We start from the raw sequence: 26,988 nt of genomic DNA, 5'->3' as shown, positions 1-26,988 counted from the left end.
TCGGCGACGGATGCGGCGCTGGGTCCGTCGTGGCTGGCGGCCCGTCGCGTACGTGTGGCGACGGTCCCTGATGTTCCGCTCGGTCGCCATCACCGTGATGACGACCGGACTGGCCGTCGGGATCATCGGCACCGCCGTCATGGTGAGCATCTCGACGAACGTCTACTCGCAGCGCCGCGACCAGATCGAGTCGGAGTCGGCCCGGGCGACCATCGTCGCGCAGGGGATCTTCGACGCCGCCACCGCCGCCGAGGACAACAACCAGTCCGAGCTCGAGACGCTGCAGAACGAGGCGCAGCAGGCGATCCTGTCGAACACGACCAGCCCCGGCGGCACGAGCATCGCGATCGAGCGGAGCCCGGACCAGTCCACGCCGCAGACGCTGCAGACCATCGCGAGCCAGGACTTCCCGGACGCCGTGATCACCGACGCCCTGCGCAAGGAGGTCGGCGCGAACACCGGCAAGCTCAGCCTGCAGCCCGTGCAGCTCGACGACGACGGCCGCCGCGTGCCCGGGCTGGCCGTCGGCTCGACGCTGCAGATCCCGAGCGCCGGCCAGTACGAGCTGTACCTGGTCTACGACCTGTCCGACGCGCAGCAGACCCTGGACTTCGTGTCGCAGACGCTCTCGATCGGCGGCGTCGCGCTCATGGTGCTCATCGCCCTGGTGACCTCGCTCGTCGTCCGGCTGGTCGTGGTCCCGATCCGCGAGGCAGCGGAGACGAGCCGCAAGATCGCCGCCGGCCGTCTGGACGAACGCATCCCGGTGCGCGGCCAGGACGACCTGGCGACCCTCGCGCGCAGCTTCAACGGCATGGCCGAGGCCGTCAGCCGACAGATCACGCAGCTCGCCGAGCTCTCCCGCGTGCAGCAGCGCTTCGTGTCCGACGTGTCCCACGAGCTGCGCACCCCGCTCACCACGATCCGGCTCGCCGGCGACATGCTCTTCGACTCGCGGCACGCGTTCGAGCCGTCGGTCGGTCGCTCGGCCGAACTCCTGCACGCGCAGGTGGAACGGTTCGAGTTGCTGCTCGCCGACCTGCTCGAGATCTCCCGCTACGACGCCCAGGCCGTCCAGCTCGACACCGAGCCGTCGGTGCCCGCGGCGCTCGCCGCGGACATCGTCGAGGAGTTCCGCCCCCTCGCCGAACGGGCCGGCATCGACCTGCAGCTCGCCACCCCGGGCGGCCACACCACGATGCGGCTCGACGCCAAGCGGGTCCGCCGCATCCTGCGCAACCTGGTCGGCAACGCGATCGAGCACGGTGACGCCAAGCCCGTCCAGGTCGTCGTCGACAGCGACGCCCGCACGGTCGCCATCGCCGTGCGCGACCAGGGCGTCGGCATGCCGCCGGAGGACGCCGCCCGGGTGTTCGACCGGTTCTGGCGTGCCGACCCGAGCCGCAAGCGCACCATCGGCGGCACCGGTCTCGGGCTCGCGATCAGCCTGGGCGACGCGAAGCTGCACGGTGGTCGGATCGACGTGTGGTCCCGCCCCGGCCACGGGTCGACGTTCGTGCTCACCCTGCCCCGCAACGAACAGGGCACCGCCGCGACGTCGGCGATCCCGCTGCCCGAGCTCGACGAGTCGTACGACGGCCCCCGCGCCGTGCGAGAGGAGTCCTGATGCGTTCCCGTCCCCGTCCCCGGCTCCGGCACGTCGTCGCCGCGGCACTGGCCGCCGTCAGCGTGCTGGCGCTCACCGCCTGCGCCGCCATCCCCGTCGACGGCGCCGTCCGCACCGGCCAGACGATCAAGGACGAGTCGCTCTCCGGCGTCGACTTCCGGCCGGACAAGCCGATCACCGGCTCCGACCAGACGGCGATCCTGCGCGGGTTCATCGCGGCGGCGACCGGTGCGCAGGACAACTACGCGATCGCCCGGCAGTTCCTGGCCTCGGACTTCTCGCAGCAGTGGAACCCGCGCCAGGGCGTCACGATCCGCGACGGCAGCGGCACCGTCGAGCGCGCCGACGACCGCGAGCTGACGTACACGCTCACCGCGAGCGCCACCGTCGACTCCGAGGGGGAGTACACGCAGGCGGTCCGCCCGACCTCGTCCACGCTGACGTTCCAGTTCACCCGCGAGGACGGCGAGTGGCGCATCGCCTACGCGCCGGACGGCATCATCCTGTCCCCGGTCAGCTTCGACTCGGTCTTCCAGCAGCACGCCCTGTACTTCTACGACCCGACGTTCCGGTTCCTCGTGCCGGACGAGCGCTGGTTCCTCGCCCGCTCGTCCACGAGCACGCGCATCGCCAGCGCCCTGCTCGCCGGCCCCGCCGACTGGCTGAAGGGCGCCGTGGTCTCGTCGTTCCCGGAGGGCACCCAGCTCTCCCTGAACGCCGTCACCATCGACAGCGGCACCGCGCTCGTCGACCTGTCCAGCGACGCGCTGGGCGCCAGCACCGTCGACCGCGTCCGGATGCGCGAGCAGCTGAGCAAGTCCCTCGCCTCGGTCGCCACGATCTCGTCGGTGTCGATGACCATCGAGGGAGCGAGCGTGTCCGTGCCCGACTCGGGTGGGGCGAACGCGCAGCAGAACCCGGACGTGGACCCCCGACCCCTCGTCGACGAGGACGGCGTCGTCGGCTACGCGGCCACGGGCACCGGCAAGGTCGCGAAGCTCGGCGGCGGCGTCGGCGACACCGTGGCTGACCTCGACCCGACCTCGATCGCGCTGTCCGCCTCCGGCACCACGGCCGCCGTCGGCAACCGCGACGGCGCCGTCGTCGTGCGCGGCGACGACCACCTGCGCGTCGACGCGCGCGAGGACCTGGTCGCCCCCTCGATCGACGACCTCGGGTTCGTCTGGGTCGGCCAGTCGTCGGACACCCGCCGGATCACCGCGTACGGCCTCGGCGGCGACCCGCACCAGGTCGCGACGTCGTTGCCGCGCGGCGAGCTCGTGTCGTTCCAGGTGTCCCGCGACTCCACCCGGGCACTCGCCCTGATCGAGACCGCGGACGGCCCCGGCCTGTACGTCATGGCGGTCATCCGCGGGTCCGACCGGTCGCCGACGTCGTTCGGTGCAGCCGTCCGCGTGCAGGCGGCCACCGGCGACGCGGTGGGGGCGACGTGGGTGAACGACACCGACGTGGCCTCGGTCGGGCAGACCACGGCCGGGCCGAACGTGGTGCGGACCACCATCGGCGGCCAGTCGAGCACCCTGCCGAAGCCGGACGGTCGTGCGACGTCGATCAGCGGCGGCAGCGGCGGTGCACTGCTCCTCCGGATGTCGAGCGGGTCGGTGCTGCAGTCCACCGGTGGCGGCTGGGACACGACCGGCGTCACCGCGGACGTGCTCGGCGTCCAGCGCTGACGACGCGGTCTCCCCTCCACACCCACCCCGGCCAGGAGGCCCGTCCACCGTCCGGACCGCCGGCCCGCGCCCGCCGTCCGGTCGCCACCACACTCGTCGCATGCGCACCGAGGACCATCCCACCGCCGGGACGAGCACCGCGGAGGCGACCGCCCCGAGCTCGCCCACGCCGTGGCGGGACGCCGCGTTCGCCGTGCTCGGTCTGTTCCTGCCCGTGGAGTGCCTGGGCTGCGGACGCCCGGACCGTGCGCTCTGCCGGGCCTGCCGCGCCGACCTGGCCGCACGCCCGCGTCGGGTGCGCCTCGTCGCGGGGGTCCGGCTCGACGCCGCGTTCGAGTACGAGGGGCTCGTCCGCACGCTGCTCCTCGAGCTGAAGCTCCGGAGCCGGGTCGACGTGGCACGTCCACTCGGCGGTCGGTTCGGCACGCTCGTCCGCGCGGCGCTCGCCGAGGCCCCTGCCGGCACGGTGGTGCTGCGGGTGCCGCCGTCGCGGGCCGGGGCACGGCGGCGCGGGTTCGACCCCGTGGTGCTGCTGCTCGCCCGCGGCGGCGTCCGCGGCACCGGGCGACTCCTGCGGGTGCGGGGACGGGGCGGACCTGCGGACGGTGGGCCGGGTCAGAAGGAACGGACGGCGATCGAGCGGGTCGCGGCGACCGTCGGCACGCTGCGGGCCCACGGGGTCGAGGGGCGGGACGTCGTGCTGGTGGACGACGTCGTGACGACCGGCGTCACGATGGCCGAGGGCGTCCGCGCGGTGCGGGCCGCGGGCGGTCGGGTCGTCCGGTGCGTCGCCGTCGCGAGCGTCGAGGACTGACGCCTCGGTGAACACCGGGTGGCCACTGTGCGTCCGGTGAGTGTCCGGCGGACTCGCCGCCGCACCGTGACGCCGGACCAGCCGCGGGTCTAGCCTCGCGACAAGGCGTTCGGGTTCGCCGGATGGAGGCGACGCGCCGAAGCTCGATGGGAGCCGCGACATGGACGTGACGATCACAGGCCGGAACGTCGGGGTCACCGACCGATTCCGCACCTACGTCGAACAGAAGTCCGAGAAGATCGACGTGCTCGCTGACCGTGCGCTCGCCTTCGAGGTGCGCATCAGCCGCCACCACGAGAAGTCCGGCGGCAGCCAGGGCGAGGACCGCATCGAGCTCACGCTCATCGGTCCCGGGCCCCTCGTGCGGGCGGAGTCCGCGGCGTCCGACAAGTACGCCGCCTTCGACCTCGCCTTCGCCCGCATCATGGAACGCCTGCGCCGTGCCCGCGACCGGCGCAAGGTGCACCGCGGTCGTCACCGTCCGACCTCGGTGGCCGAGGCCGCCGGCAGTGCCTTCGACGGCATGGGGGTGGTCCCCGCCGACGGCCGACTCATCGAGGACGTCGCCACCGGCGCGGTCCCCGTCGTCGACGAGCAGACGACGGAGGAGGACGACACCGAGGTCTACAGCCCCGTGGTGATCCGGCACAAGGTGTTCGAGGCCGCCCCGATGACGGTTGACGACGCCCTGTACTTCATGGAGCTCGTCGGGCACGACTTCTACCTGTTCGTCGACGCCGAGACCCACCGCCCGAGCGTGGTCTACCGGCGCAAGGGCTGGGACTACGGCGTGATCGGCATCGACGACCAGACCGGCGCCACGGCGTCGGCGGACGCCGAGCCCGCCGCCGCGCTCGCCTGACGCGATCGCCGCGGACTCGTCCGACCCGGTGTGGGGGGGGCGGGGGGGGGGGGCCCCCCCCCCCCGGGGGCCCCCCCCCCGCCCCCCCCCCCCCCCCCCCCCCCCGGGGGGGGGCGGCCGGGGGGGGGGGGGGGGCCCGGGGGGGGCCCCCGCGGCTCCCCCCCGCGCCGCCCGCGGCCGGCCGCGCGCGGGGGGGGGGGGGGGGCGGGGGGGCCGGGGGGGGGCCCCCCCCCCCGCCCCCCGGGCCTCCCGGTCGTCCGGTCCACCCCGTCGACGCGCGACGCAGATGATGGCTGGTCATGACCAGTCGTGTCAAGCGTTGGCGACGATCTGTTCGCCATCCGTGATCCCCCGGAAACACGCGGATCGAACCTTCCCACAGGGACCGATCCAACGGTTGACAAGGGCTCCCGGAAGGTCTTCTATTGCGAATACGCAACGTCCTTTCATAAAGGTCGGACCAAGGGAGTCAACGTGACACGCACGCGTTTCGCCGCACTCGGTGCGCTCGGCCTGGCGGCCGCGCTCGCCCTCACCGGGTGCTCCGCCGGAAGCAACGGAGCTTCCGACGGTGGCACGAAGTCCATCGGCACACCCGATGGCAAGGGCAAGACCATCACCGTCTGGATGATGAACGGCGACCTCAGCGACAAGGTCCTCGACGCCGCCCAGGAGCAGTTCACGAAGGACACCGGGGCGAAGGTGAAGATCCAGACCCAGCAGTGGGACGGGATCACCACGAAGCTCACCACGGCACTCGCCCAGGACGACGCCCCGGACGTCGTCGACCTCGGCAACACGCAGGTGCCGGTGTACGCGGCGGCCGGTGGTCTGATGGACCTCACGCCGTACCGCGACGAACTCAAGGACGGCCAGACCTGGCTGACCGGGCTCGAGGGGCCGGCCACCGTCGACGACAAGCTCTACGGCGCACCGCTCTTCGCGGGCAACCGGGCCGTCGTCTACAACAAGAAGGTCTGGAAGGACGCCGGCGTCACCGACGTGCCGACCACGTACGAGGAGCTCACCGCCGACCTGGACAAGGTCAAGGCGGCCAACACGGCGAGCGACTTCTCCGCCTTCTACATGCCCGGCCAGTACTGGTACGGCGGGCTGCAGTGGGTCTGGGACGCCGGCGGCGAGATCGCCTCCGACGAGGACGGCAAGTGGACCGGCACGCTCGACTCCGACGACGCCGTGAAGGGCCTGACGGCGTGGAAGACGTTCCAGAACGACTACTCCGCGAAGTCGACGCAGGACATCAACACCGACAAGCCCTCGCAGAGCGACGTCTTCGCGCAGGGCAACACCTCGGCGTTCCTCGGCTCGGCGTGGGAGATCGGTTCGATCACCACCGCGAAGCCCGCGCTCGCCGACCAGATCGGCACGTTCCCGATGCCGTCGCAGACGGCCGGCAAGACGCAGCCGGTGTTCCTCGGCGGGTCCGACCTCGGCATCCCGGCGAAGGCCGCGAACCAGGACCTCGCGCTGTACTACCTGAAGATCCTGACCTCGAAGGAGTTCCAGCAGGACCAGGTGTTCGGCGTCGACGGCTGGGAGCCGAACTCGACCGAGCTGCTCGACGCGGTGGCCGACGACGTCGACACCCTGCACAAGCCGTACTTCGCGGCAGCCGGCACGAGCCGTCCGACCCCGGCGACGCCGGGCTGGGCGACCATCGAGGGTGACGCGTCGTTCCAGTCGATGTTCGCGGACATCGCCACCGGACGGAAGTCGCCGGAGCAGGCCGCCGAGGGCTTCTCGAAGCACCTCACGACCGCGCTGAACGCGCAGCCGTAGTCGATGACCTCCACTGCGGAGCAGGCGACCGGTTCGGAGCAGTCCGAGCCGGTCGCCGGCGGCGGGGGGATCGGGGGCGTCGGCGGTACTGGGTCGGGGCGGCCGGTTCGTCCCGGCCGCGGGGCGCGTCGTCGGTCGGCGGTGGCGTCGCGGGCACCGCTCGTCCTGCTCGCCCCAGCGGCGATCCTGCTGCTCGCGCTCGTCGTCTACCCGCTCGTCCGACTCGTCGTCATCTCGTTCCAGGACTACGGGCTCCGGGCGATCTTCACCGGGGAGGCCGGGTTCGCCGGCGTCTCGAACTACACGAACGTCCTGACCGACGCGTCGTTCTGGCCGGTCATCCTGCGCACCGTCCTGGTCACCGGGGCGATGGTGCTCGGCACGATCGTCATCGGGATGGGCGTCGCACAACTGCTCACCCGGCTCGGCGTCGCGATGCGCACCGTCGTCAGCGTTGTGCTCGTGCTGGCCTGGGCGATGCCGAACGTGGCGTCGAGCTTGGTCTGGCAGTGGCTCTTCCAGCCCTTCTACGGCGTGCTCAACTGGCTCATCACGCAGCTGCGGGTGTTCGGCGACCACACGCAGGACAACTGGGCGTCGCACCCCGGGCAGGCCTACACGATCGTGCTCACGCTCGTGATCTGGCAGGCCGTGCCGTTCGTCGCCCTGACGCTGTACGCCGCGCAGTCGCAGATCGCGCCGGAGTACTACGAAGCCGGGGCGCTCGACGGCGCCTCGACCTGGACGATGTACCGCGCGATCACGCTGCCGGCACTCGCACCGACCCTGCTGCTCGTGTCGATCCTGTCGGTGATCTGGGACTTCAACGTGTTCAACCAGATCTGGTTGCTCACCCGGGGCGGCCCGGAGGAGGCCACCCTGACGCTCGGCATCTGGACGTTCGTGAAGTCGTTCGTCTCCAACGCCTACGGCCAGGGCGCCGCGATCGCCGTCATCTCGACCGTGATCCTCGGCGCGCTCACCAGCTACTACATCCGCCGGCTCGTCCGCAGCGGGGAGGAGGACCTGTGACCGTCTCGAACGCAGCACGCGGCGCGGGTGTCGCACCCGCTGCCGCGCCCGCGCCCGCACCCGTGCGGGCGCGGAGGCGGAAGCCGCGCGTGGTCGCCAACACCATCGCGGTCGTGTTCTGCCTGGTGTGGGTGTTCCCGATCTACTGGATGGTGAACACCGCCTTCAAGCCGGCGGACGAGGTCACCACCATGACCCCGATCTGGGCGCCGCTGCACCCGACGCTCGACAACTTCACCCGGGCGCTCACACAAGAGGGCTTCCTGGTCTACCTGCGGAACTCGACCATCGTGGTGGTGGCCGCCGTCCTGCTGTCGATCGTGGTCGGGTTCCTGGCCTCGGCGGCGCTGTCGCGGTTCCGGTTCCGCGGGCGACGGGCGATCCTGGTCGGCATCCTGTTCGTGCAGATGATCCCGTCGGGCGCCCTGCTCATCCCGTTGTTCCTGTCGTTCCAGACGCTCGGGCTGCTCAACAGCTACGTGGGGCTGATCCTGGCGTACGTCGCGAGCGTGCTGCCGTTCTCGATCTGGGTGATGCGCGGGTTCTTCGTGGCCGTACCCGTCGAGATCGAAGAGGCCGCGAAGGTCGACGGCGCCGGCACCTTCCGGATCCTGTGGAGCGTGCTGTTCCCGCTCGTGATGCCCGGGGTCATCGCGACGAGCGTGTTCGCGTTCATCGCCGCGTGGAACGACTACCTGATCGCGTACGTGATGCTCAAGGACCAGGGGATGTACACGCTGCCCGTGTGGCTGGCCGGGTTCTCGACGAACAAGGGCACGGACTTCGGCGGGCTGATGGCGGCGAGCGTCCTGTTCTCGATCCCCGTGGTCGTCTTCTTCCTGATCGTCCAGCGTCGACTCGTCAGCGGGATGACCGCGGGGGCCGTGAAGGGCTGACCGTCGCACCTGAACGCCCCGTCGTGCACGAGCACGGCGGGGCGTTCGTGCGTGTGCAGGGCGTTCGTGCGTGGGTCGGGCGTTCGTGCTTGTGCCTGGCGTTCGTGCGTGTGCCTGGCGTTCGTGCGTGTGCCGCCCGCCGAGGTTCCACGACATGCCGCGTGCGTGACGCCGAGGTTCCACGGACGGGCTGTGGGCGGCGCGAGATGCCGAGATTTCGGAACCTCGGGGAGAGGGGGAGCGCCGGGCGGGGCGAGCGGGGTGGTTGTGTTTGTGTGGGTTTGTGGCTTATGGTTCCTGAAACCCACGGGAACGAAGGAGTTCGGGCATGTACGCAACCGAGCGGCACGACGCGATCGCAGCAGCGCTGCAGGACGCCGGCCGGGTCTCCGTCGCCGACCTGGCCGAGCACTTCGACGTCACCACCGAGACCGTCCGCCGCGACCTCGACGCCCTCGAGTCCGCCGGGGTCCTCCGTCGCGTGCACGGGGGAGCGGTGCCGATCGGTCGCTCGAGCGTCGTCGAACTCTCCGTCGCCGAGCGCGAGGGCCAGCACGGCTCCGCGAAGTCCGAGATCGCCCGCGCTGCGATGCGCCTGGTGCCCTCGACCTTCACGGGCTCGATCGCGATCGACGCCGGCACCACCTGCGCCGCCGTCGCCGCCGAACTCGCACGCTGGGAACCCGCCACCGCCGGCGCGACCCTCACCGTCATCACGAACTCCGTGCCGATCGCCGCGACCCTGCAGCACAGCGAGCACGTCGAGCTGCACCTGCTCGGCGGCCGGGTGCGCGGGGTCACCAGCGCCGCGGTCGGCACTGCCACGGTAGAACAGATCGGCGCCCTGCGGCCCGACATCGCCTTCGTCGGCACGAACGGCCTGTCCGCCGGCTTCGGGCTGAGCACCCCGGACGAGTACGAGGCCGCCGTCAAGGGCGCCTACGTCCTCGCCGCCCGCCGCGCCGTCGTGCTCGCAGACGCCGCGAAGCACGGGGTCGAGGCCCTGATGCGCTTCGCCCGCCTCGACGAGATCGACACGCTCGTGACCGACGAGCAGCCCCCGGCCGACCTCGCCGGTGCGCTCGCCGACGCCGATGTCGAGGTGGTCGTCGCATGAACGCCCGCATCGTCACCGTGACCCCGAACCCGAGCCTCGACCGCACCATCGAGCTCGCCGGCGAACTGCAGCGCGGCGCCGTCCAGCGCGCCACCCGCTCCACCGCGGAGCCCGGCGGCAAGGGCGTCAACGTGTCCCGGGTGGTCGTCGCCAGCGGTGGGGACACGATCGCCGTGCTGCCCGGCGACGACCTCGACCCGGTGCTGCTCGGCCTGGCCACGCGCGGCATCCCGACCGCCGCGCTGCCGATCGGTGCGCCGCTCCGCTCGAACGTCACCGTCACCGAGCCGACCGGCACCACCACGAAGCTCAACGAACCCGGGCCATCGCTCGCCGGACGCCTCGACGACCTCGCCACCCTGGTCGCCGACGCCGCAGCAGCGACCGCCACCGGCCCCGCCGCCCGCTGGGTGGTCTTCGCCGGGTCACTCCCGCCGGGCCTGCCCGACGACGCGCTCGCTGTACTCGTCCGCGCCGTCCGTGCACGCCACGGCGAAGCGGTCCGGATCGCCGTCGACTCGTCCGGTGTCCCGTTCACCGCGCTGCTGCAGTCCGGCGAGCGGATCGACCTGGTCAAGCCGAACGCCGAGGAGCTCGCCGAGGTCGTCGGTGGCGACCCGGACACCTACGAGCAGGACCTCGACGCCGCCGTGGCCGCCGCGCAGCGCCTGCGTGACCGGAACGTCGACACCGTCCTGCTCACCCTCGGCAGCGCCGGCGCCGTCTTGGTCTCCGGCGAAGGGGCCTTCGCCGCCGCCGCGCCGCGGATCGTCGCCCGCTCCACGGTCGGCGCGGGGGACTCCTCGCTCGCCGGCTACCTGCTCGCCGAGGTGGCCGGAGCGTCACCCGAGCAGCGCCTCGCCCAGGCCGTCGCGACCGGAGCCGCCGCCGCAGCCCTGCCCGGCAGCGACGTGCCCGCCCTCGACCACACCGACCCGACGGCGATCTCGGTCCGGGTGCTCACGACGCACCCGGCACCCGAGCCCGCCTGACGCCCGCCCGAACACCCCGCAGCCAGCCCCCCACTCCCCGAACACCTGCACGACCCGCGCGACCAGCGCCATTGCGAAGGAGCAAGCACATGTCCGCAGACTCGAGTCCGCGCCTCATCAGCGCCCAGCTCGTCGGCCTCGACGAGGACCTCGGTGCCACCTCGGCCGACGTCATCCGCATCCTCGCCGACCGCGTCGCCGCGACCGGCCGTGCCGCCGACGGCGCTGTCCTGGCCGAGGACGCCATCAAGCGCGAGGCCAGCGTCGGCACCGGCGTGCCCGGTGGCATCGCGATCCCGCACGCCCGTTCGGCGTCGGTGTCCGAACCGACCCTGGCGTTCTCGCGTCTCGCCCGGAAGGTGTCGTTCGGCGCCCCCGACGGCGACGCCGACATCGTGTTCATGATCGCCGTGCCCGAAGGCGCCGACAAGGACCACCTGACGGTCCTGTCCACCCTGGCCCGTGCGCTCATCCGCGACGACTTCACCGCCGCCCTGCGCGCCGCAGCCACCCCGGACGAGATCGTCCAGCTCGTCGACCGCGAGGTGAGCGGCGAGGTGTCCGAAGCCGGCGTCGGGAAGGCGAGCAGTGCCTCCAGTCCGGCTCCCGCACCCGAGGCGGGCCGCAAGGTCTTCGTCGGCGTCACCGCCTGCCCGACCGGCATCGCGCACACCTACATGGCGGCCGATGCCCTCGTCGCCGCGGCGCAGCGCGCCGGCGCCGAGATGCACGTCGAGACCCAGGGCTCCTCGCAGGTCGAGCCCCTCGACCCCGCCCTGATCGCCCGCGCCGACGCCGTCGTGTTCGCGGTCGACGTCGACGTCCGCGACCGCGGGCGCTTCGCCGGCAAGCCGCTCGTCTCCGGCCCCGTCAAGCGCGGCGTCGACGAGCCCGACAAGATGATCGCCGAGGCCATCCGCGCCTCGGAGGACCCGAACGCCGCACGCGTGCAGGGTGGTGCTGCGACGACCGAGACGAACACGAAGAACGAGCACTTCGGGCAGGCCCTCAAGCGCTGGCTGCTCACCGGTGTCAGCTACATGATCCCGTTCGTCGCGGGCGGCGGGCTGCTCATCGCGCTCGGCTTCCTGCTCGCCGGGTACGGCATCGCGCTGGACCACGGGGACGACGGCGTGAACAACGCCGTCTGGACGCTGCAGCACTCGACGCTGCTCGACCTCCCGTCGGGCGGCCTCCGGTACTACCTCGGTGCCGCCGCGTTCCAGATCGGCTCCGTGTCGCTCGGGTTCCTGGTCGCAGCACTCGCCGGGTACATCGCCTACGCCATGGCCGACCGGCCCGGCATCGCGCCCGGCTTCGTCGCCGGTTCCATCGCCGTCTTCATGAACGCCGGGTTCCTCGGTGGTCTGATCGGTGGCCTCATCGCCGGCGCCGCCGCGTACTGGATCGGGCGCATCCCGACCTGGCGCTGGCTGCGTGGCCTGATGCCCGTCGTGATCATCCCGCTCTTCGCCTCGATCATCGCCTCCGGCCTCATGCTGCTCGTGCTCGGCGGTCCGATCGCCTGGCTGATGACGCAGCTGACCGAGTTCCTCAACTCGCTGTCCGGCGCCTCGGCGATCCTGCTCGGCATCATCCTCGGCCTGATGATGGCCTTCGATCTCGGTGGCCCGGTCAACAAGGTCGCCTACGCGTTCGCCGTCGCCGGGCTCGGTGCCGGGACCGCCACCAACGTCGTGCCGTTCGAGATCATGGCCGCCGTGATGGCCGCCGGCATGGTGCCGCCGCTCGCGCTGGCACTCGCCTCGACCGTCCTCTACCGCCGCGGGTTCACGAAGCCCGAGCGGGAGAACGGCAAGGCCGCCTGGCTGCTCGGAGCGTCCTTCATCTCCGAGGGCGCGATCCCGTTCGCTGCCGCCGACCCGCTGCGCGTCATCCCGGCGTCGATGGTCGGGGCCGCTGTCACGGGTGCGATCTCGATGGCGGCCGGTGTGACCTCGCGGGCGCCGCACGGCGGGATCTTCGTGTTCTTCGCCATCGGGGACGTCGCGATGTTCATCGTCGCGATCCTGGCCGGCACGATCGTGTCCGCGCTGGTCCTGGTCGGGCTGAAGAAGTTCGTGCGCCGGGCCCCGGCGGCGGACGCCGCCGTGTCCGAGACGGCCGACGACCGCGTGGCCGTCGCCGTGTAGTCGACGTCACCGTGTGACGGACGGGAGGCCCGGTGCCAGCTGGCACCGGGCCTCCCGTCCGTTCGTGGTCGCGCCCACCCCGTGAGGTTCCGAGATCTCGGAACCTCAGGGGCGCACGCGGGCCTCCGTGGAACCTCGACGGAAGTGAGCGGCGAGTCGTGGAACCTCGACGCGAGCGCCCGCCCGCCCGGGGCGCTCCCTACTCCGCGATGTTGGCGGTGATCGCGTCGATGTAGGCGGCGCGGTCCTCGCGCGAGTGCGGCCGACCGGGGACCCCGGGCCGCTGCTCCCACGGGAAGGGCCCCGCCTCGTGCCGGTACTCGATCCCCATCGCCTCGAGCCGCGCGGTGTGCTCCGCCAGCCGCCCGCGGAACTCGGCGACGTCGCGCGGACCGGTGACGTCCGCCGACCAGAGGGCCTCGGCCAGTGCCGCGACCCGCGGGAACAGCTGGTAGTCGAGCTTCCGGGCGGTGTCGACGTGCTCCGTCCACATGTTGCCCTGGCCGCCGATGACGTGCGCCCGCTCGGACTCGGTCAGGCCGGACGGCACCGGGTCGAAGGCGAACACGTCGTCGACCGTGAGCACGATCGACACCGGGATCGGCTCGGTCGCCAGGTCGCTCTGCCGGTAGTCGAGGTAGGCCTGGTCGTCCGGCGAGGAGATGACGTCGTGCCCGCGCTTCGCCGCCGTCCGCGCACCGGTCAGACCCCGCCACGACACGATCGTCGCCGACGGGTCGAGCGTGCCACCCTCGAGGATCTCGTCCCAGCCGAACGCCCGCCGCCCGTGCGAGGCGACGTGCGCCGCGAGCTGCCCGATGATCCACGCCTGCAGCTGCTCTTCGTCCTCGAGGCCGAGCGAACGCATGCGCTCCTGGGTGCGGGGGTCCTCGACCCACTGCACCTTCGGGCACTCGTCGCCGCCGATGCCGATGTAGCGCGAGGGGAAGAGCGCGATGACCTCGTCGAGGACGTCCTTGAAGAAGTCGACGGTGCTGTCGTCCGCGTTCAGGACGTCGTCGGCGATGCCCCATTCGGTCCAGACCTCGACCGGTGTCTCGGGGTGCACGCCGAGCGACGGGTACGCGGCCAGTGCGGCGCGGACGTGACCGGGCGTCTCGATCTCGGGGACGACGGTGACGAACCGGTCCGCCGCGTAGGCGACGATCTCGCGGATGTCGTCCTGCGTGTAGTACCCGCCGTGCGGCCGGCCGTCGAACGCTGCCGGGTGCAGGACGCCGTCGGCGTCGGGGACGTGCGCGCCGACCTGCGACTCGCGCCGCCACGACCCGACCTCGGTCAGACGCGGGTACTTCCGGATCTCGATGCGCCAGCCCTGGTCCTCCGTCAGGTGGAAGTGCAGGCGGTTGATCCGGTGCGCCGCGAGCTGGTCGACGACGCGCATGACCTCGTGCTTGGTGCGGAAGTGCCGGGCGACGTCGAGCATGACGCCGCGCCAGGCGAAGGCGGGCGCGTCCTCGACGACGGTGGCGGGGAGCGACCACGGCCCGGTGCCGACGCGGCCGCTGCGGTAGACGTCGGCTGGTAGCAGCTGAAGGAGTGCCTGGACGCCGTAGAAGACGCCGGCGGCCGAGCCACCGACGACGTCCACGCCGTCGGTGGTGACGGTCAGGCGGAAGGACTCGGCGCGTTCGCCCTCGGGTGACGGTGGGCCTGCGGGCAGCGAGGGGTCGTCCGAGACGCGCAGCGAGATGGCGCCGGCGTGGGCGGTCGCGCCGTCGACCGCGTCACGGACCGGCTGGCCGGTCGACGCCCGCAGCGTCTGCTGCAGGTACAGTCGGACCGATTCGCTCGCTGCGTCCGCTGCGATGCGGGTCGACGGGGTGATCTCGAAGGCGCCGGTGCCGGGCACGGCGCGGCGCGGTCGTGGGATGAGCATGTCGGAGTCCACCATTCCTCAATGATCTTTCGTAATGTGGAGGCTATGGCCGTGGACGAGACCGTGTCAACGATCCCGAGTGTCGTGGGGACGACGCCGGGGGTACTCCGACTCATGAACTCCCGCGCCATCCTCGACGAGCTCCTGCGCGACGACGCGTCGCGGACCGTGACCGAGCTGAGCCGCACCGTCGGGCTCTCCCGTCCCACGGTCGAGGCGGCGCTGGCGGACCTGGTCGACGAGGGCTGGGTGACCGAGGCCGAGGCGATCGCCACCCCGAACAAGGCCGGTCGTCGGGCCAAGCGCTTCGCAGCGGACGCCACCGCCGGCTCCGTGCTCGGCGTGGACCTCGGGCTGCACGGCATCGTGGGCATCCGCGCCGACCTGCGCGGCGTCATTCTCACCCGGGTCGAGGAGCGCTACGCGGACCTCGCCGACGCGGAGCAGGCATGGACGAGCGTGCAGGACGTGGTCCGCCGCCTGACAGCCGACTCGGATGCGTCCCCCGTCCTCGCCGCCACGTTCGGCGTGCCCGCCGTCGTCGACCGCGCCGGCGAGATCGACTACACGGTCGCCGTGCCGGAGTGGGTCGAGCGTCGCGTGCCCGGCCGGATCCAGGACCTCTTCCCCGGGGTCGCGACCTTCTTCGACAACGACGCCAAGCTCGCCGCCACCGCCGAGGCGATGTGGGGTCGGTTCCGCGGTGTCCAGGACGGCCTCTACCTGGTGATGGGTCGCCAGATCGGTGCGGCCTACGTCATCGACGGGGCGTTGGCGCGCGGAGCGCGCGGGGCGGCCGGCGAGATGGGCGGCCTGGCCTCGACCGGATGGCCCGGTGCGCCGGCCCGCCTGGAGGCCCGGATCACGTCCGACACGGACCTCGAGTCCGTCTTCGCCGCGGCCGGGCGCGGGGGCGCTGCGCCGGGCCGCGGCGGTGCGGACGGTCCCGACCCGGCGGCGGTCGAGGTCGTCCGCGCCTTCGCGGACGACGTGGCGCCGGGCGTCGTGCAGCTCGTCACGACCATCGACCCCGAGGTCGTGGTCATCGGGGGCGAGGTCCTGCCGGCGGCACCGGTGTTCGCCGAGGCGCTCGCCGCGGTGGTCACGCCGCAGCTCCGACACCCGGTCGAGATCGTGCCGTCGACGGTCGGGCGGGACGCCGTGGCCCGGGGCGCCCTCGCGCGTTCCCTGACCCACGTCCGGACCTCGCACATGGGACTCGGCTGACGTTCAGGTTCCGTGCCGGGTCCTGACAGGGCGTTCAGGGATGCTGGGGGCATGACGACTGCCGTGACCGCCCGTGCCATGACCGTCGCCAGCGGCGAATCCACCGCGCCCTCGGACTTGGGCGGGCTGTCCGGCCTCGTGCTCCAGGTCATCGACGCCCTGGGGGAGTGGGGCGTCGCGCTCATGCTCTTCGTCGAGACGGTGTTCCCGCCGATCCCGTCCGAGGTCATCCTGCCGCTGGCCGGGTTCCTCGGCGGCGCCGGCCAGATGAACCTCGTGCTGGTCCTCGTGCTGGCGACGCTCGGTTCCTACCTCGGCGCACTGGTGCTCTACTGGCTCGGCGCGAAGATCGGGTTCGAGCGCACCACGCGGTGGTTCGGCAAGCTCCCCCTGGTCGACGAGGACGACTTCCGCAAGGCCGCCGGGTGGTTCCACCGGCACGGCAAGAGCGCGGTGTTCTTCGGCCGCTTCGTCCCCATCGTGCGCAGCCTCATCTCGCTGCCAGCGGGTGCGGACCGCATGCACCTCGGCACGTTCTCGGTGTTCACGATCATCGCGAGTGGCATCTGGAACAGCGCACTCGTGCTGCTCGGTGCCGCGTTCGGCTCGCAGTACGACCGCGTCGAGCAGTACACGGAGTGGATCGACCGGGTGCTCTACGTCGCGATCGCGATCGTCGTGGTGACCTTCGTGGTCCGCCGGCTCCGACGGTGGCGGGCGGACCGCCGCGCGGACGGCGACGGCGACGGTGCCGCGAGCGGGGGCGCACGAGGTCGTCGTCGCGCCGAGCCCGCCCGCGACTGAGCCGCTCCGCCGTCAGGCCTTGGTCAACGCCGACTCCTTGTGCGCGGCCTGCTTGCCGCTCTTCTCCGACTCGACGATCCAGTACGGATCGTCGTCGGTCGGCTTGAACGTCTGACCGTCGAACTCGAAGTCGCTGGTGCGCTTCCGCACCAGTCTTCCGGTCGTCTTTCCCTGCGAGGTGTTCCAGTGCACCTCGTCACCCTTCGTCAGTGCCATCGCTGTCCTCCTTGCGTGATCGCTCACCCTGGTCGGAGGTCGAACGGTACCCTGATGCATCCGCATGAACACAGGGAAGTACGCCGATCACGATGTCATAACACCCGCACAAAAGCGGGGTCGGACGCGTACCGTTTCTCGTGAGCCAACACGCCGGCAGCTGCCGCGGAACCTGCGGCTCCCGACGGAACGACGGACACCATGACCCTGCTCGACGGCTTGCGGACGGAGACGGTCCTGTCGGGCCGGTACCGCCTGGTGAAGCTCATCGGCACGGGTGGCATGGGGACCGTCTACGAAGCCCGCGACGAGCACACCTACCGCGCGGTCGCCGTGAAGCTCTTCGCGACGCCGGACAAGATGACGACGGCCGACCGTGTCCGCCAGGAGCGCGAGATCCGGCTGCTCAGCATGTTGTCGCACCCCGGGCTCATCCCGCTCTACGACGCCGGCACGCACGACTTCCCGGACGGCCCGCACCGGTTCATCGTGATGGAGCTCATCGCGGACACGACGCTGCTGCGCCGACTGTCCGAGGGCGCCCTGCACAACTACGAGGTGGCCGACCTCGGCGCCCAGCTGGCCGACGCCCTGGCCTACGTGCACTCGCGCGGCATCGTGCACCGCGACGTCAAGCCCGCCAACATCCTGATCAGCGACGAGGGGTCGTCCGGGTTCGCCCGGACCGTGAAGCTCACCGACTTCGGTGTCGCGCACTTCGTCGACGGTTCACGCCTGACGAACGACGGCACGGTCATCGGCACGGCGGCGTACCTCAGCCCCGAGCAGGTCGCCGGTGAGCCGATCAGCTTCGCCACCGACGTCTACTCCCTCGGGCTGGTGCTGCTCGAGTCCCTCACCGGCAAGCAGGAGTACTCCGGCACCCTGATCGAGGCGGCACTCGCGCGCCTGCGGCACGACCCCGAGATCCCCGACGACATCGCCTCGGAGTGGCGCGACCTGCTCAGCCGGATGACCGCCCGTGACCCGGAGCGCCGTCCGACGGCGGTCGCGATCGCGAGCGCCCTGCGTGGGGGCTCCACCCAGATCACCGGCCCGGTGCCCCTCGGACCGGAGCGGGTCAAGCACCAACGCGACCACCGCATGCACCGTGCGGCCCACCGGCACGCGAAGCGCGGCACCTTCTCGGCCGTCCGTCGCTGGCGCCGGCGGAACGTCCTCGTCGGCACGTTCGCGGCGTTCGGCGTGCTGGTCGCGTGCGGCTCCGCCTACGTCGCGGGCATGCTGCACTGAGGTCGCCCGCGCGTCCCGTTCGTCCGAGGTCGCCCGGCCGTCCCGTTCGTCCGAGGTCCCTGGCAGGATGGACAGCATGACCGACCAGCGCTGGATCAAGATCTGCGGCCTGTCGACGCCCGACACCGTGGACGCCGCCGTCGACGCGGGCGCCGACGCGGTCGGGTTCGTCTTCGCCGCGAACAGCCCTCGCACCGTGACGGCCGACCTGGCGAAGGAACTCGTCGAGCGGCTGCCGGACGGCATCGACGCCGTCGGGGTGTTCCGCGACCAGAAGATCGACGAGGTCGTCGGCATCGCGTCCGAGGTCGGGCTCACCACCCTGCAGCTGCACGGTGGCGAGGCGGCGAGCGACTTTGCCCGTGCCCGCGACGCCGGCTTCTTCACCATCCGGGCCATCGCGGCCGAGGACTACCTGCGCGAGACCCCGGAGCAGCGCGCCGCCTACGACCACGACCTGCTGCTGCTCGACGCCACCGTTCCGGGGAGCGGCCGGCTGATCGACCCCGCGTCGATCGAGGGTGCGATCGACGAAGCCTGGATCCTGGCGGGCGGCCTGACCCCCGCCAACGTCGTCGCTGCGGTCGAGGCGCTCGACCCCGACGGCGTCGACGTGTCCAGCGGCGTCGAGTCCGAGCGCGGCGTGAAGGACCCGGCGAAGATCCGTGCGTTCATCGAGGCCGTCCGCAGCCTCGGCTGACGCGCCGCAGGATCAGCGCAGGGTCGGGATGAGCTCGGTCAGGAACGCGTCGGTGTCCTCCCAGCCCTCGACCGCGTGGCACGGCACACCGAGGGCCTTCACCGGGTAGTCGTTGCCCTCGGGGTCGAGCCGGTCGCCGACGAAGAGCATGTCGTCGAGCGCGACGCCGGTGATCTCGGCGAGACGCTGCATGCCGTACGCCTTGTCGATGCCCTTGCGGGTGATGTCGACGCTGGTCGACCCGCCGGACCGGACCTCGAGGTCGGGGAGCTCCGCCTGGACGCGGCGACGCAGGTCGTCCTTCTTCGCGCCGGTCGGGTCCCACTGCTTCTTGACGTCCACCGGCGCGGCCTGGCCGAGCGCGGAGAACGTGATCTGCGAACCGCGGTCCTCGAGGATGTCGCCCCAGGTCTCGGACTCCCAGTAGCCGGCATCCTTCGCCACGGACTCGACCGCGGCCAGGGCACGTGCCTTCTGCTCGTCGGTGAGGTCCTCGGCGTACTGCAGGGCCCAGTCGTCGTCGGACCAGCGGTAGTACCGCGTGCCGCACGTCGGCAGCAGGTGCAGGTCGTCGAGGGTCAGGCCGTCCCGGTGCCGCAGCGGGGTGACGAGCTGCTGCTCGAACTGCGTGAAGTTGCCGCCGGAGATGACCGCGACCGGAACGACCTCGAGCAGGGACGCGAAGGTCTCGAGCATGCGGGGGTCGAGGGCGGACTTCGACGGGGCGAGGGTGTCGTCCAGGTCGAAGGCGACGAGGCGGGGCGTGGTCATGCCCCGATCCTGCCAGAGGCCACCGATCACACGCCGCATGCTGGGCCCACCGGACGCGAGGGCTGCGTGATGTCTGCGGGGTCGCGCGCGGTCAGGCCCGGTGCGTCGCGGGGACCCGGTCGCGGTCGTACGTGATGTCGGTGTAGCCGTGCGGCGCCGGGTTGCCGTCGTCGTCGAGGTTCACGAACACGACCTCGTCGATGGTCAGGATGCTGCGGTGCGTGAAGAGGTTGCGCGCCTCGGCCCGCATCGTGAGCGAGCTGCGGCCGAACCGGGTGGCGACGAGGCCGATCTCGACGATGTCGCCCTCCTTCGCCGAGGACACGAACTCGATCTCCGACATGTACTTCGTGACGACCTTGCCGTTGCCGAGCTGGATGATCGCGTAGACCGCGGCCTCTTCGTCGATCCAGCGGAGCAGGCTGCCGCCGAACAGGGTGCCGTTGGCGTTGAGGTCCTCGGGTCGGACCCACTTGCGGGTGTAGAAGTTCATCTCGGGCTGCATGTCACGACATTCTACGCGGCAGCGGCAGCGGCAGCGGCAGCGGCAGCGGCGGCAGCGGCCGCGGCCGCAGCGGGTACGGCAGCGGCCGCGCCCCGGCAGGGACGCGGCCGCGTGTCGGTACCGAGTGCTACTCCTTGACGAGGACGACCTCGTCGAGCGGCAGGCGGGTGCGCGGGGCGACCTCGCGCTCGGCCGCCTTCTCGTCGAGCTGCGACGGGTGCGCGACGGTGCCGATGGCCGTCACGGTGAAGGGCAGGAAGCGCTCCGGCAGGTCGAACGCGGCGCGGAGCCCGGCGGCGTCGATGCCCGCCATCTGGTGCACGTGCAGGCCCTCGGCGTGCGCCTGGACGGTGAGCGCGGCGAGCGACTGGCCGAGGTCGTACTGCGCGAAGGGACGCTCGTCGCCGTCCTCGGTCACGGTCTCGAGCACGCCGACGACCAGGGCGCTGGCACGGAAGGCCCACGCGGCGTTGAAGCCGAGCAGGTTCTCGTTGATCTTGCGGAACGTCTCGGTGCCACGACGACCGGCGATGAACCGGCGCGGCTGGAAGTTCATGGCGGACGCGGCCCAGCGGGCGGCCTCGAGGACGGCGTCGAACTGCTCGTCCGAGATCGTCGCGGTCTCGTCGTAGGAACGGGGGCTCCAACGCTCTTCCAGCAGGGGCACGAGGGGCTGGCTGGAGTCGGTGGACCGGGTGAGGGTGTCGGCGTTCGTCGAGGTCATGGTGCCTGCAACGGTATTCGATGCGAACGCATTTCCGACCTGAGCGACGTCACATGGTGCAAGGATGGACGCGATGGGTGGCGTGTTGACCGGCTTCGCGATCATCGGTGCGATCATCGCCGGTGGGTACGTCGTCGGGCGCATCGGACTGCTCGGCCCGCACGCGCAGTTCGTGATGAGCCGCCTCGCGTTCTTCGTGCTCATGCCCTGCCTGCTGTTCCACACGATCGCATCCGCCGACATCGAGTCACTGCTGTCGCCGATGCTCTGGGTCTCGCTGGTGAGCGCCGTCGTCGTCGCCCTCGGCGCAGCGGCCGTCTTCCGCTTCGTGCTGCGGCGTCCGGTCACCACCACGACGGTCGGTGCGCTGGCCGCGAGCTACGTGAACGCGAACAACATCGGCCTGCCGGTCGCCGTCTACGTGCTCGGGCAGGCGACGGCGGTGGTGCCGGTGATCCTGTTGCAGCTCATCGTGATCGCGCCGGTCGCGCTGACGATCCTCGACGCCGCGACCTCGGGTGCGGGTGGCTGGGGACGCCGGATCTCCGGGCCGTTCCGGAACCCGATCATCATCGCTTCGCTGGTCGGCGTGGTGTTCTCGGCGACCGGCATCACGCTGCCCGATCCGGTGCTCGAACCGTTCTCGCTGGTGGGGGCCGCCGCCGTGCCCGTCGTGCTGCTGTCGTTCGGGATGAGCCTGCACGGTGCTGCGCCGTTGCGGGACCCCGCGATCCGCACCGATGTCATCGTGGCGTCGTCGATCAAGCTCGTGGTGATGCCGGCGGTCGCGTACGTGTTCGCGCGGTTCGTGTTCGGGCTCGGCGACCAGGACGTCTTCGTGCTCACGACCCTGGCGGCGTTGCCGGCGGCGCAGAACGTGTTCAACTACGCGCAGCGCTACGGTGCGGCGGTCCCCGTGGCCCGCGACGTGGTGCTCATCTCGACGATCGGCTCGGTTCCCGTCCTGGTGGCGATCGCCGCGCTGCTGCACCCGTAGCGCGCCCTGGACGCACGCCGGGGCGGACGGGAGGCGCGTGGCGGGCCCGCCACGGGCCTCCCGTCCGAGCGGGGCGCGCGTACCCTGGCCGACACGGGGCGGACCCGCCTCGGGACCACGACGGACGGAGACCTCCGATGGACACGATGGCGATGATGAAGAACATGTCGATGACGGACATGCCCATGGAGATGGACACGGACCTGATGCAGGACACGATGATGGCGATGAACGCCGCGTCGATGGCCGCGACGATGTGCTCCGCGAGCGACATGCGCATGGGCGGCGAGATGGCGACCTGCGCCGCGATGTGCTCCAACACGGCGATGATGGCCGACACCGGCATGCGGATGATGATGCGTCCGGCGGGCATGGACCTGCCGAGCATGCAGTCGATGCTCATGACCGTGATGACGATGGGCACGATGTGCGCCGCCGAGTGCCGGAAGCACATGGACATGGACGAGTCGTGCCGCTACTGCGCCATGGCCTGCGACGAGATGGTCGCCAAGTGCGAGGCGATGCTCGCCTCGATGTCTGCCTGAGTCGACGGGCTACGCGCTGCGTGCCGTGGTCTGACGACCGCCGGCGCTGAGGATCTCCGCCACCGGGTGGTGGGCGACCGGATCGCCGACCGACAGGAAGGCGTCGTCGCTCGCCACCCGGAGCTGGGTCACGCCGCCGTCCAGGAACGCCACGACGGCATCGGCAGTGCGGGTCTCGACGACGATGCCGTCGCGCCATGCGCCGGGCGCCGCGTTCGCCATGACGCGCTGGATGGGAAGGATCGTCGTGCGGGACATGGCTTCACCTGCTCTCGAAGGGGTTCGGTGCAGGAAACCTACGTCCGCGCCGTCACGTGCTCAACGGGGGCAGACGCCGGGCGTAACAGAACGCGTCACGAGCGCGTGACCGCTCAGAAGATCATCGGACGGTCGTCGTCGAGCGACGTGTCCAGGTCGAGGTCGACCACCACGGGGACGTGGTCGCTCGGGGCGTCGCCCTTGCGTTCGTTGCGGTGGATCGAGGCATCGGTGACGACGTCGGCGAAGGCCTGCGAGCCCATCACGAAGTCGATGCGCATGCCCTCGTTGCGCGGGAAGCGCAGCTGCTTGTAGTCCCAGTACGTGTAGCCGTCGGGGGCGATCGGGCGGACGACGTCCTGCAGCCCCGCCGTCTCGAACGCCCGGAAGGCGGCGCGCTCCGGCTCGCTGACGTGGGTGTGCCCCTCGAAGACGCGGACGTCCCACACATCGGTGTCGAGCGGCGCGACGTTCCAGTCGCCCATCAGTGCCAGCGGGGTCTCCGGCGACGCCGCGATCCACTCGGCGGTGCGGTCGGCCAGCTGCGCGAGCCAGTCGAGCTTGTACGTGTAGTGCGGGTCGCCGACCTCGCGTCCGTTCGGCACGTACAGGCTCCACAGCCGCACGCCGTCGACGGTGACGCCGATGGCCCGGGCTTCGACCGGCAGGTCCGGACCCTCGTGTCCCTTGAGGAACCCGGGCTGGCCGGGGAAGTCGCGTGTGACGTCCTCCATCGGCAGCCGGCTGGCGAACGCGACACCGTTCCACTGGTTCAGGCCGTGCGCCTCGACGTGGTAGCCGGCGTCCTCGAACGCCTGCACCGGGAACTGCTCCGGCTTGCACTTGATCTCCTGCATGCCGAGGACGTCGACGTCCTCGCGCACCAGCCAGTCGACGATCCGCCCCACTCGGGTGCGGACGGAGTTCACGTTCCAGGTCGCCACGCGCATGGGATCGAACCTACCGGCACGCCCATCCTCGGCCGGGGTACGGCACGATGGTGTTCGCTGGAGCACCAGGAATCGATCGCATCGGAGGCAGCAATGGCATCGACGACGAACCGCGTCGACGGGACCGTGACGACCGGCACCACGACCGGAACCACCACCACCCAGGTCACGGCCAAGGGCAAGACGATCATCGACGACACCGTCGTCGCCAAGGTCGCGGGCATCGCCGCACGTGACGTCCCCGGCGTCTTCGCCCTCGGCGGCAACGCTGCCAGGGCCTTCGGCGCCATCCGCGACGCCATCGGCTCGAGCGCGCTCGGCCAGGGGGTCCGCGTCGAGGTCGGCGAGACCCAGGTCGCCGTCGACCTGACGATCGTCGTGGACTACCCGACGCCGATGATGGACGTCGCCACCGCGGTGCGCGCGGCCGTCACGAACGCCGTCACCGAGCTCGTCGGGCTCGAGGTCACCGAGGTCAACATCGCGATCAACGACGTGAACATCCCTGCGCTGAACGGCCCGGTCGACGACCTGGACGGTCGCGACGTCCGCGAGGGCCGGGTCCGGTGAACGCCACCGTCGTCGGGATGGGCGTCGGTGCCCTCCTCGCGATCGTCGCGGTGACCCTCGGGTTCTGGGCGTTCGTCGTCGTCGCCGTGTGCATGGCGGTCGGCGGCCTGGTCGCCCGCATCGTCGCCGGTGACGTCGACGTGCGTCGTCTCGTCGACGTGCTGCGCGGACGCCGGAGCTCGTCGTGACCGACGCCGCCGTCGCCACGGTCGGCGACAGCGGCGCGCGACTCCCCGGCTCCGACCGCATCGGCACGTCGGCCCTGGTCCACACCGCGCAGGCGGTCGCCTCCGAAGAGCTGAGTGTGGCCTTCCGGGAGGTCCGTGCCCGGGTCGCCGACGACGGTCGCGGTGCGCTGGCGGTCGAGATCACCGCCCCGCTCACCCTGCCCGTGCTGGGGAGCCACGCGGTCCCCGACGAACCCGTCGTCACGAGCGCGCACCGGGCCCGCGGCACGATCGCCGAACGGCTCCGGACCATCACCGGCCGACAGGTGTCCCGGGTGACCGTGACGTTCGCGTCGTCGGTCGTCGACGTCCCGCGGAGGGTCCGGTGACCGCCGTGGACGGCCGGACCGCATCGGTTCCCGAGGCCGGTCCTGCACCGTCCGCCGGTCACGCCGCCACGTACCGCCGCCTGCTCCGCCGGGAGACCCACGTGTCCCGGTCCGGTGCCGTCGTGGTCGCGATGCTCGTCACCCTCGTGCTCGCCGCCGCTGCCGTCTTCGCCGGTGCCCTCGTGCTGCTCGACCAGAACGTCCTCGGGGTCGACCCGCGCGCCGTCGTGGACGCCGCCCTCGCCGCGCCCGACGGCCTCGACACCACGCTCGTCGTCGGGATCGCCGCGATCGTCGCACTCGTCGGCCTGGTGCTCCTGCTGCAGGGGGTCCTGCCGCAACGGCGCCCGCGCCACGCGATGTCCTCCGACCGGCTCGCCGTCGTGGTCGACGACGAGGTGCTCGCCTCGGCCGCTGCGCGTGCTGCCCGTTCCGCCACGCGGCTCGGTCAGGACGCCGCCGTCGGCACCGTGGGCCGCCGGACCGTCGAGGTCGTGCTGCGTCCGGCCGCCGGTGTCGACGTGCCCGCCGTGGCCGCGACCGAGGCCGTCGAGCGCGAGTTCGCTGCGATCGACGCGCTCCCCGCCCTCGCCGCGCGGGTCCGCGTCCAGCCGACCGGACGGGTGGACGGATGAACGCGACCAACCGTGGCCTCGGCCGGACGGCACTCGTCGTCGTCGGGCTCGTCCTGTTCGTCGCCGGGGTCGGTGCGATCCTGGTGCAGACCGCCCAGGGCCTGCCGCTCGTGGCGTCCTGGTGGCGCACGGCCGGCGAGGCGCTCGCGGGCCTCGGTACGGACACGTCGCGCGATGACTCCCTGCTGTCGTGGACGTGGGTGCTCGGCGGCGGGGTCGTCGTCGGCATCCTGGCGATCGTGGTGCTGACGACGCTCGGCGGTGGCCGCGAGGGCACCGTCGTCGAGAGCGACGGATCGGCCGACGGCGTCGCTGGTTCGGTACGGGTGGAGTCCACGGCCGTGCAGCACGCGCTGTCGTCGGCGATCGGGGGCCTGCCGCAGGTGGCCTCGCTCGCGGTCGACGTGTACCGCGTCCGCGGTGGCCGGGCGATCCGGGTGCGGGTGCGTCCGCGCCGGGGCGCATCGCCGCGCGAGGTCACCGAACGGGTGGAAGCCGTCGTGGCGGACCTGGACGCCCTGCTCGGCGAACGCCTGCCGGTCCTGCTCGAGATCGCGCGCGGTGGGGCCGGGTCCTCGCGCCCGGACCGCGTGCACTAGGACCGTCGTGATGCGGTCGATCGGCGGGTTACCGGGTCCGGACGCCGTCGTCCCCGTCCCGCGCGTGGTCGTCGAGGCCGCCCGGGGCCGCGAGGTCGCCCTGGTCTGGCACAACGAGATCGGCGGCACGACCTTCCGGATCGGCCCCGACGAGCACGCCGACGAGTTCGTGAAGGTCCTGCCGCACGCCTACGGCCGGTGGATCGGCAACGAGGCCGCGCGACTCGAGTGGGCGTCGCGGTACGCGCGGGTGCCCGAGGTGCTCGACCACGGCGCGGACGACGACGGCGTCTGGCTGCACACCCGTGCCGTCCCCGGCTGGAGTGCCGTCGACCCGCGGTGGCACGACGAACCCCGGACCGCGGTGATCGCGGTGGGCGAGGGCCTCCGCGCGTTCCACGACGCCCTGCCGGTGGACGACTGCCCCTTCGCGTGGTCGACCGTGGCGCGGCTCGACCGTGCTCGTGCGGCGGGTGCCGACACGGACCGCCTGGGCCCGGAGCCGCCGAGCGACCGCGTCGTGGTGTGCCACGGAGACCCGTGCACGCCCAACACGCTCATCGGCGCCGACGGCCGGTGGAGCGGGCACGTCGACCTGGACGCCACGGGTGTCGCGGACCGCTGGGCCGACCTGGCGGTGGCGACGATGGCGCTGGGGTGGAACTACGGGCCCGGGTGGGAGCCGCTGTTCCACGAGGCGTACGGGGTGCCCGAGGATCCGGAGCGGACGGCGTGGTACCGGGCGTTGTGGAACGTCGATGTCGATGACGTCTGAGTGACCCGGGGGCGT

At 71.8% G+C, this 26,988-nt stretch carries 29 protein-coding genes; 22 read left to right on the top strand and 7 right to left on the bottom strand.

The features are described from left to right. Window positions 1-10: 10 nt before the first annotated feature. From mtrB to ACVKXF_RS01185, 10 genes are all read left to right on the top strand, one after another. Window positions 11-1,627 (top strand): MtrAB system histidine kinase MtrB, encoded by a 1,617-nt coding sequence (mtrB, locus tag ACVKXF_RS01230; RefSeq protein WP_456794894.1) that lies wholly within the window; start codon window positions 11-13, stop codon window positions 1,625-1,627. Then, window positions 1,627-3,321: a GerMN domain-containing protein gene (locus ACVKXF_RS01225; RefSeq protein WP_123313695.1), complete on the top strand. Its 1,695-nt coding sequence runs from the start codon at window positions 1,627-1,629 to the stop codon at window positions 3,319-3,321. Before mtrB ends, ACVKXF_RS01225 begins: the two co-directional genes overlap by 1 nt. 100 nt (window positions 3,322-3,421) lie before the next feature. Further along, window positions 3,422-4,135 carry a ComF family protein gene (locus ACVKXF_RS01220; RefSeq protein ID WP_456794601.1) on the top strand — a complete coding sequence of 238 codons (714 nt, stop codon included), beginning with the start codon at window positions 3,422-3,424 and terminating at the stop codon, window positions 4,133-4,135. Between the two features lie 160 nt (window positions 4,136-4,295). Next, window positions 4,296-4,997 carry a ribosome hibernation-promoting factor, HPF/YfiA family gene (gene hpf / locus ACVKXF_RS01215; protein WP_123313693.1) on the top strand — a complete coding sequence of 234 codons (702 nt, stop codon included), beginning with the start codon at window positions 4,296-4,298 and terminating at the stop codon, window positions 4,995-4,997. Between the two features lie 474 nt (window positions 4,998-5,471). Further along, window positions 5,472-6,797: a sugar ABC transporter substrate-binding protein gene (locus ACVKXF_RS01210; RefSeq protein ID WP_123310459.1), complete on the top strand. Its 1,326-nt coding sequence runs from the start codon at window positions 5,472-5,474 to the stop codon at window positions 6,795-6,797. Window positions 6,798-6,800: 3 nt separating this feature from the next. Then, a complete protein-coding gene (locus ACVKXF_RS01205; RefSeq protein WP_123310457.1) occupies window positions 6,801-7,829 on the top strand; it encodes a carbohydrate ABC transporter permease in 1,029 nt (342 codons plus the stop codon). Next, window positions 7,826-8,725, top strand: a complete 900-nt coding sequence (locus tag ACVKXF_RS01200) for a carbohydrate ABC transporter permease (RefSeq protein WP_456794600.1) — start codon at window positions 7,826-7,828, stop codon at window positions 8,723-8,725. The genes ACVKXF_RS01205 and ACVKXF_RS01200 overlap by 4 nt, the downstream gene beginning before the upstream one ends. A 328-nt stretch (window positions 8,726-9,053) precedes the next feature. Further along, complete coding sequence (locus ACVKXF_RS01195; RefSeq protein WP_456794599.1) at window positions 9,054-9,842, top strand: DeoR/GlpR family DNA-binding transcription regulator; 789 nt, start codon at window positions 9,054-9,056, stop codon at window positions 9,840-9,842. Continuing rightward, window positions 9,839-10,834: a 1-phosphofructokinase family hexose kinase gene (locus tag ACVKXF_RS01190; RefSeq protein WP_456794598.1), complete on the top strand. Its 996-nt coding sequence runs from the start codon at window positions 9,839-9,841 to the stop codon at window positions 10,832-10,834. Before ACVKXF_RS01195 ends, ACVKXF_RS01190 begins: the two co-directional genes overlap by 4 nt. A gap of 89 nt (window positions 10,835-10,923) precedes the next feature. Further along, on the top strand, window positions 10,924-12,987 hold the full coding sequence (locus ACVKXF_RS01185) for a PTS fructose transporter subunit IIABC (protein WP_456794597.1): 2,064 nt from the start codon (window positions 10,924-10,926) through the stop codon (window positions 12,985-12,987). A 199-nt stretch (window positions 12,988-13,186) separates the two neighbouring features. Here the strand turns inward: ACVKXF_RS01185 and ACVKXF_RS01180 are convergent, their stop codons facing one another. Then, window positions 13,187-14,902 carry a beta-N-acetylhexosaminidase gene (locus ACVKXF_RS01180; RefSeq protein WP_456794596.1) on the bottom strand — a complete coding sequence of 572 codons (1,716 nt, stop codon included), beginning with the start codon at window positions 14,900-14,902 and terminating at the stop codon, window positions 13,187-13,189. Window positions 14,903-14,938: 36 nt separating this feature from the next. Between ACVKXF_RS01180 and ACVKXF_RS01175 the strand changes: the two genes are divergently transcribed. Beyond that, window positions 14,939-16,114, top strand: coding sequence for an ROK family protein (locus ACVKXF_RS01175; RefSeq protein WP_456794595.1), 1,176 nt, complete (start codon window positions 14,939-14,941; stop codon window positions 16,112-16,114). Between the two features lie 51 nt (window positions 16,115-16,165). After that, window positions 16,166-16,918, top strand: a complete 753-nt coding sequence (locus tag ACVKXF_RS01170; protein WP_456794594.1) for a DedA family protein — start codon at window positions 16,166-16,168, stop codon at window positions 16,916-16,918. Window positions 16,919-16,930: 12 nt separating this feature from the next. On the opposite strand, the gene ACVKXF_RS01165 is transcribed toward ACVKXF_RS01170, so the two are convergent. Then, a complete protein-coding gene (locus ACVKXF_RS01165; protein WP_340195721.1) occupies window positions 16,931-17,134 on the bottom strand; it encodes a hypervirulence associated TUDOR domain-containing protein in 204 nt (67 codons plus the stop codon). A 201-nt stretch (window positions 17,135-17,335) separates the two neighbouring features. Between ACVKXF_RS01165 and ACVKXF_RS01160 the strand changes: the two genes are divergently transcribed. After that, window positions 17,336-18,388 carry a serine/threonine-protein kinase gene (locus ACVKXF_RS01160; protein WP_222659411.1) on the top strand — a complete coding sequence of 351 codons (1,053 nt, stop codon included), beginning with the start codon at window positions 17,336-17,338 and terminating at the stop codon, window positions 18,386-18,388. A gap of 76 nt (window positions 18,389-18,464) precedes the next feature. After that, the gene (locus ACVKXF_RS01155; protein WP_340195722.1) at window positions 18,465-19,088 is read left to right on the top strand and encodes a phosphoribosylanthranilate isomerase; all 624 of its coding nucleotides are present in this window, start codon (window positions 18,465-18,467) and stop codon (window positions 19,086-19,088) included. A gap of 12 nt (window positions 19,089-19,100) precedes the next feature. Here ACVKXF_RS01155 and ACVKXF_RS01150 read toward each other — a convergent pair whose 3' ends face one another. The 3 genes from ACVKXF_RS01150 to ACVKXF_RS01140 all read right to left on the bottom strand — a co-directional run bounded on the left by ACVKXF_RS01150 (window position 19,101) and on the right by ACVKXF_RS01140 (window position 21,088). Beyond that, on the bottom strand, window positions 19,101-19,859 hold the full coding sequence (locus ACVKXF_RS01150; RefSeq protein ID WP_340195723.1) for an HAD-IIB family hydrolase: 759 nt from the start codon (window positions 19,857-19,859) through the stop codon (window positions 19,101-19,103). 91 nt (window positions 19,860-19,950) lie between these two features. Further along, window positions 19,951-20,364: an acyl-CoA thioesterase gene (locus ACVKXF_RS01145; protein WP_111086180.1), complete on the bottom strand. Its 414-nt coding sequence runs from the start codon at window positions 20,362-20,364 to the stop codon at window positions 19,951-19,953. 127 nt (window positions 20,365-20,491) lie between these two features. Beyond that, on the bottom strand, window positions 20,492-21,088 hold the full coding sequence (locus ACVKXF_RS01140) for a nitroreductase family protein (protein ID WP_111086179.1): 597 nt from the start codon (window positions 21,086-21,088) through the stop codon (window positions 20,492-20,494). 73 nt (window positions 21,089-21,161) lie between these two features. On the opposite strand from ACVKXF_RS01140, the gene ACVKXF_RS01135 reads away from it, so the two are divergent. Together ACVKXF_RS01135 and ACVKXF_RS01130 are read left to right on the top strand one after the other, a co-directional pair. After that, on the top strand, window positions 21,162-22,085 hold the full coding sequence (locus tag ACVKXF_RS01135; RefSeq protein WP_396290077.1) for an AEC family transporter: 924 nt from the start codon (window positions 21,162-21,164) through the stop codon (window positions 22,083-22,085). Window positions 22,086-22,222: 137 nt separating this feature from the next. Then, the gene (locus ACVKXF_RS01130; RefSeq protein WP_396290078.1) at window positions 22,223-22,630 is read left to right on the top strand and encodes an aldehyde dehydrogenase; all 408 of its coding nucleotides are present in this window, start codon (window positions 22,223-22,225) and stop codon (window positions 22,628-22,630) included. A 9-nt stretch (window positions 22,631-22,639) separates the two neighbouring features. Here ACVKXF_RS01130 and ACVKXF_RS01125 read toward each other — a convergent pair whose 3' ends face one another. Further along, a complete protein-coding gene (locus ACVKXF_RS01125) occupies window positions 22,640-22,888 on the bottom strand; it encodes a nuclease (RefSeq protein ID WP_456794593.1) in 249 nt (82 codons plus the stop codon). A gap of 113 nt (window positions 22,889-23,001) precedes the next feature. After that, window positions 23,002-23,838, bottom strand: coding sequence for an exodeoxyribonuclease III (locus tag ACVKXF_RS01120; protein WP_456794592.1), 837 nt, complete (start codon window positions 23,836-23,838; stop codon window positions 23,002-23,004). A gap of 93 nt (window positions 23,839-23,931) precedes the next feature. Between ACVKXF_RS01120 and ACVKXF_RS01115 the strand changes: the two genes are divergently transcribed. Genes ACVKXF_RS01115 through ACVKXF_RS01090 form a run of 6 tightly spaced genes read left to right on the top strand, consistent with a single transcriptional unit; the run spans window position 23,932 to window position 26,973 of the window. Further along, on the top strand, window positions 23,932-24,408 hold the full coding sequence (locus ACVKXF_RS01115; protein ID WP_123310432.1) for an Asp23/Gls24 family envelope stress response protein: 477 nt from the start codon (window positions 23,932-23,934) through the stop codon (window positions 24,406-24,408). Continuing rightward, a complete protein-coding gene (locus ACVKXF_RS01110; RefSeq protein WP_111086173.1) occupies window positions 24,405-24,596 on the top strand; it encodes a DUF2273 domain-containing protein in 192 nt (63 codons plus the stop codon). The genes ACVKXF_RS01115 and ACVKXF_RS01110 overlap by 4 nt, the downstream gene beginning before the upstream one ends. After that, a complete protein-coding gene (locus ACVKXF_RS01105; RefSeq protein ID WP_456794591.1) occupies window positions 24,593-24,964 on the top strand; it encodes a hypothetical protein in 372 nt (123 codons plus the stop codon). Before ACVKXF_RS01110 ends, ACVKXF_RS01105 begins: the two co-directional genes overlap by 4 nt. Continuing rightward, complete coding sequence (locus ACVKXF_RS01100) at window positions 24,961-25,599, top strand: hypothetical protein (protein WP_456794590.1); 639 nt, start codon at window positions 24,961-24,963, stop codon at window positions 25,597-25,599. The genes ACVKXF_RS01105 and ACVKXF_RS01100 overlap by 4 nt, the downstream gene beginning before the upstream one ends. After that, window positions 25,596-26,198, top strand: a complete 603-nt coding sequence (locus tag ACVKXF_RS01095; protein ID WP_396290085.1) for a hypothetical protein — start codon at window positions 25,596-25,598, stop codon at window positions 26,196-26,198. Before ACVKXF_RS01100 ends, ACVKXF_RS01095 begins: the two co-directional genes overlap by 4 nt. A 10-nt stretch (window positions 26,199-26,208) precedes the next feature. After that, entirely contained in the window at window positions 26,209-26,973 is a 765-nt protein-coding gene (locus ACVKXF_RS01090) for a phosphotransferase (RefSeq protein ID WP_456794589.1), read from the top strand. The last annotated feature ends 15 nt before the right edge of the window (window positions 26,974-26,988 follow it).

Source organism: Curtobacterium sp. PvP017, from assembly GCF_054060195.1.
This window is presented reverse-complemented; position numbering and strand designations above follow the sequence as displayed.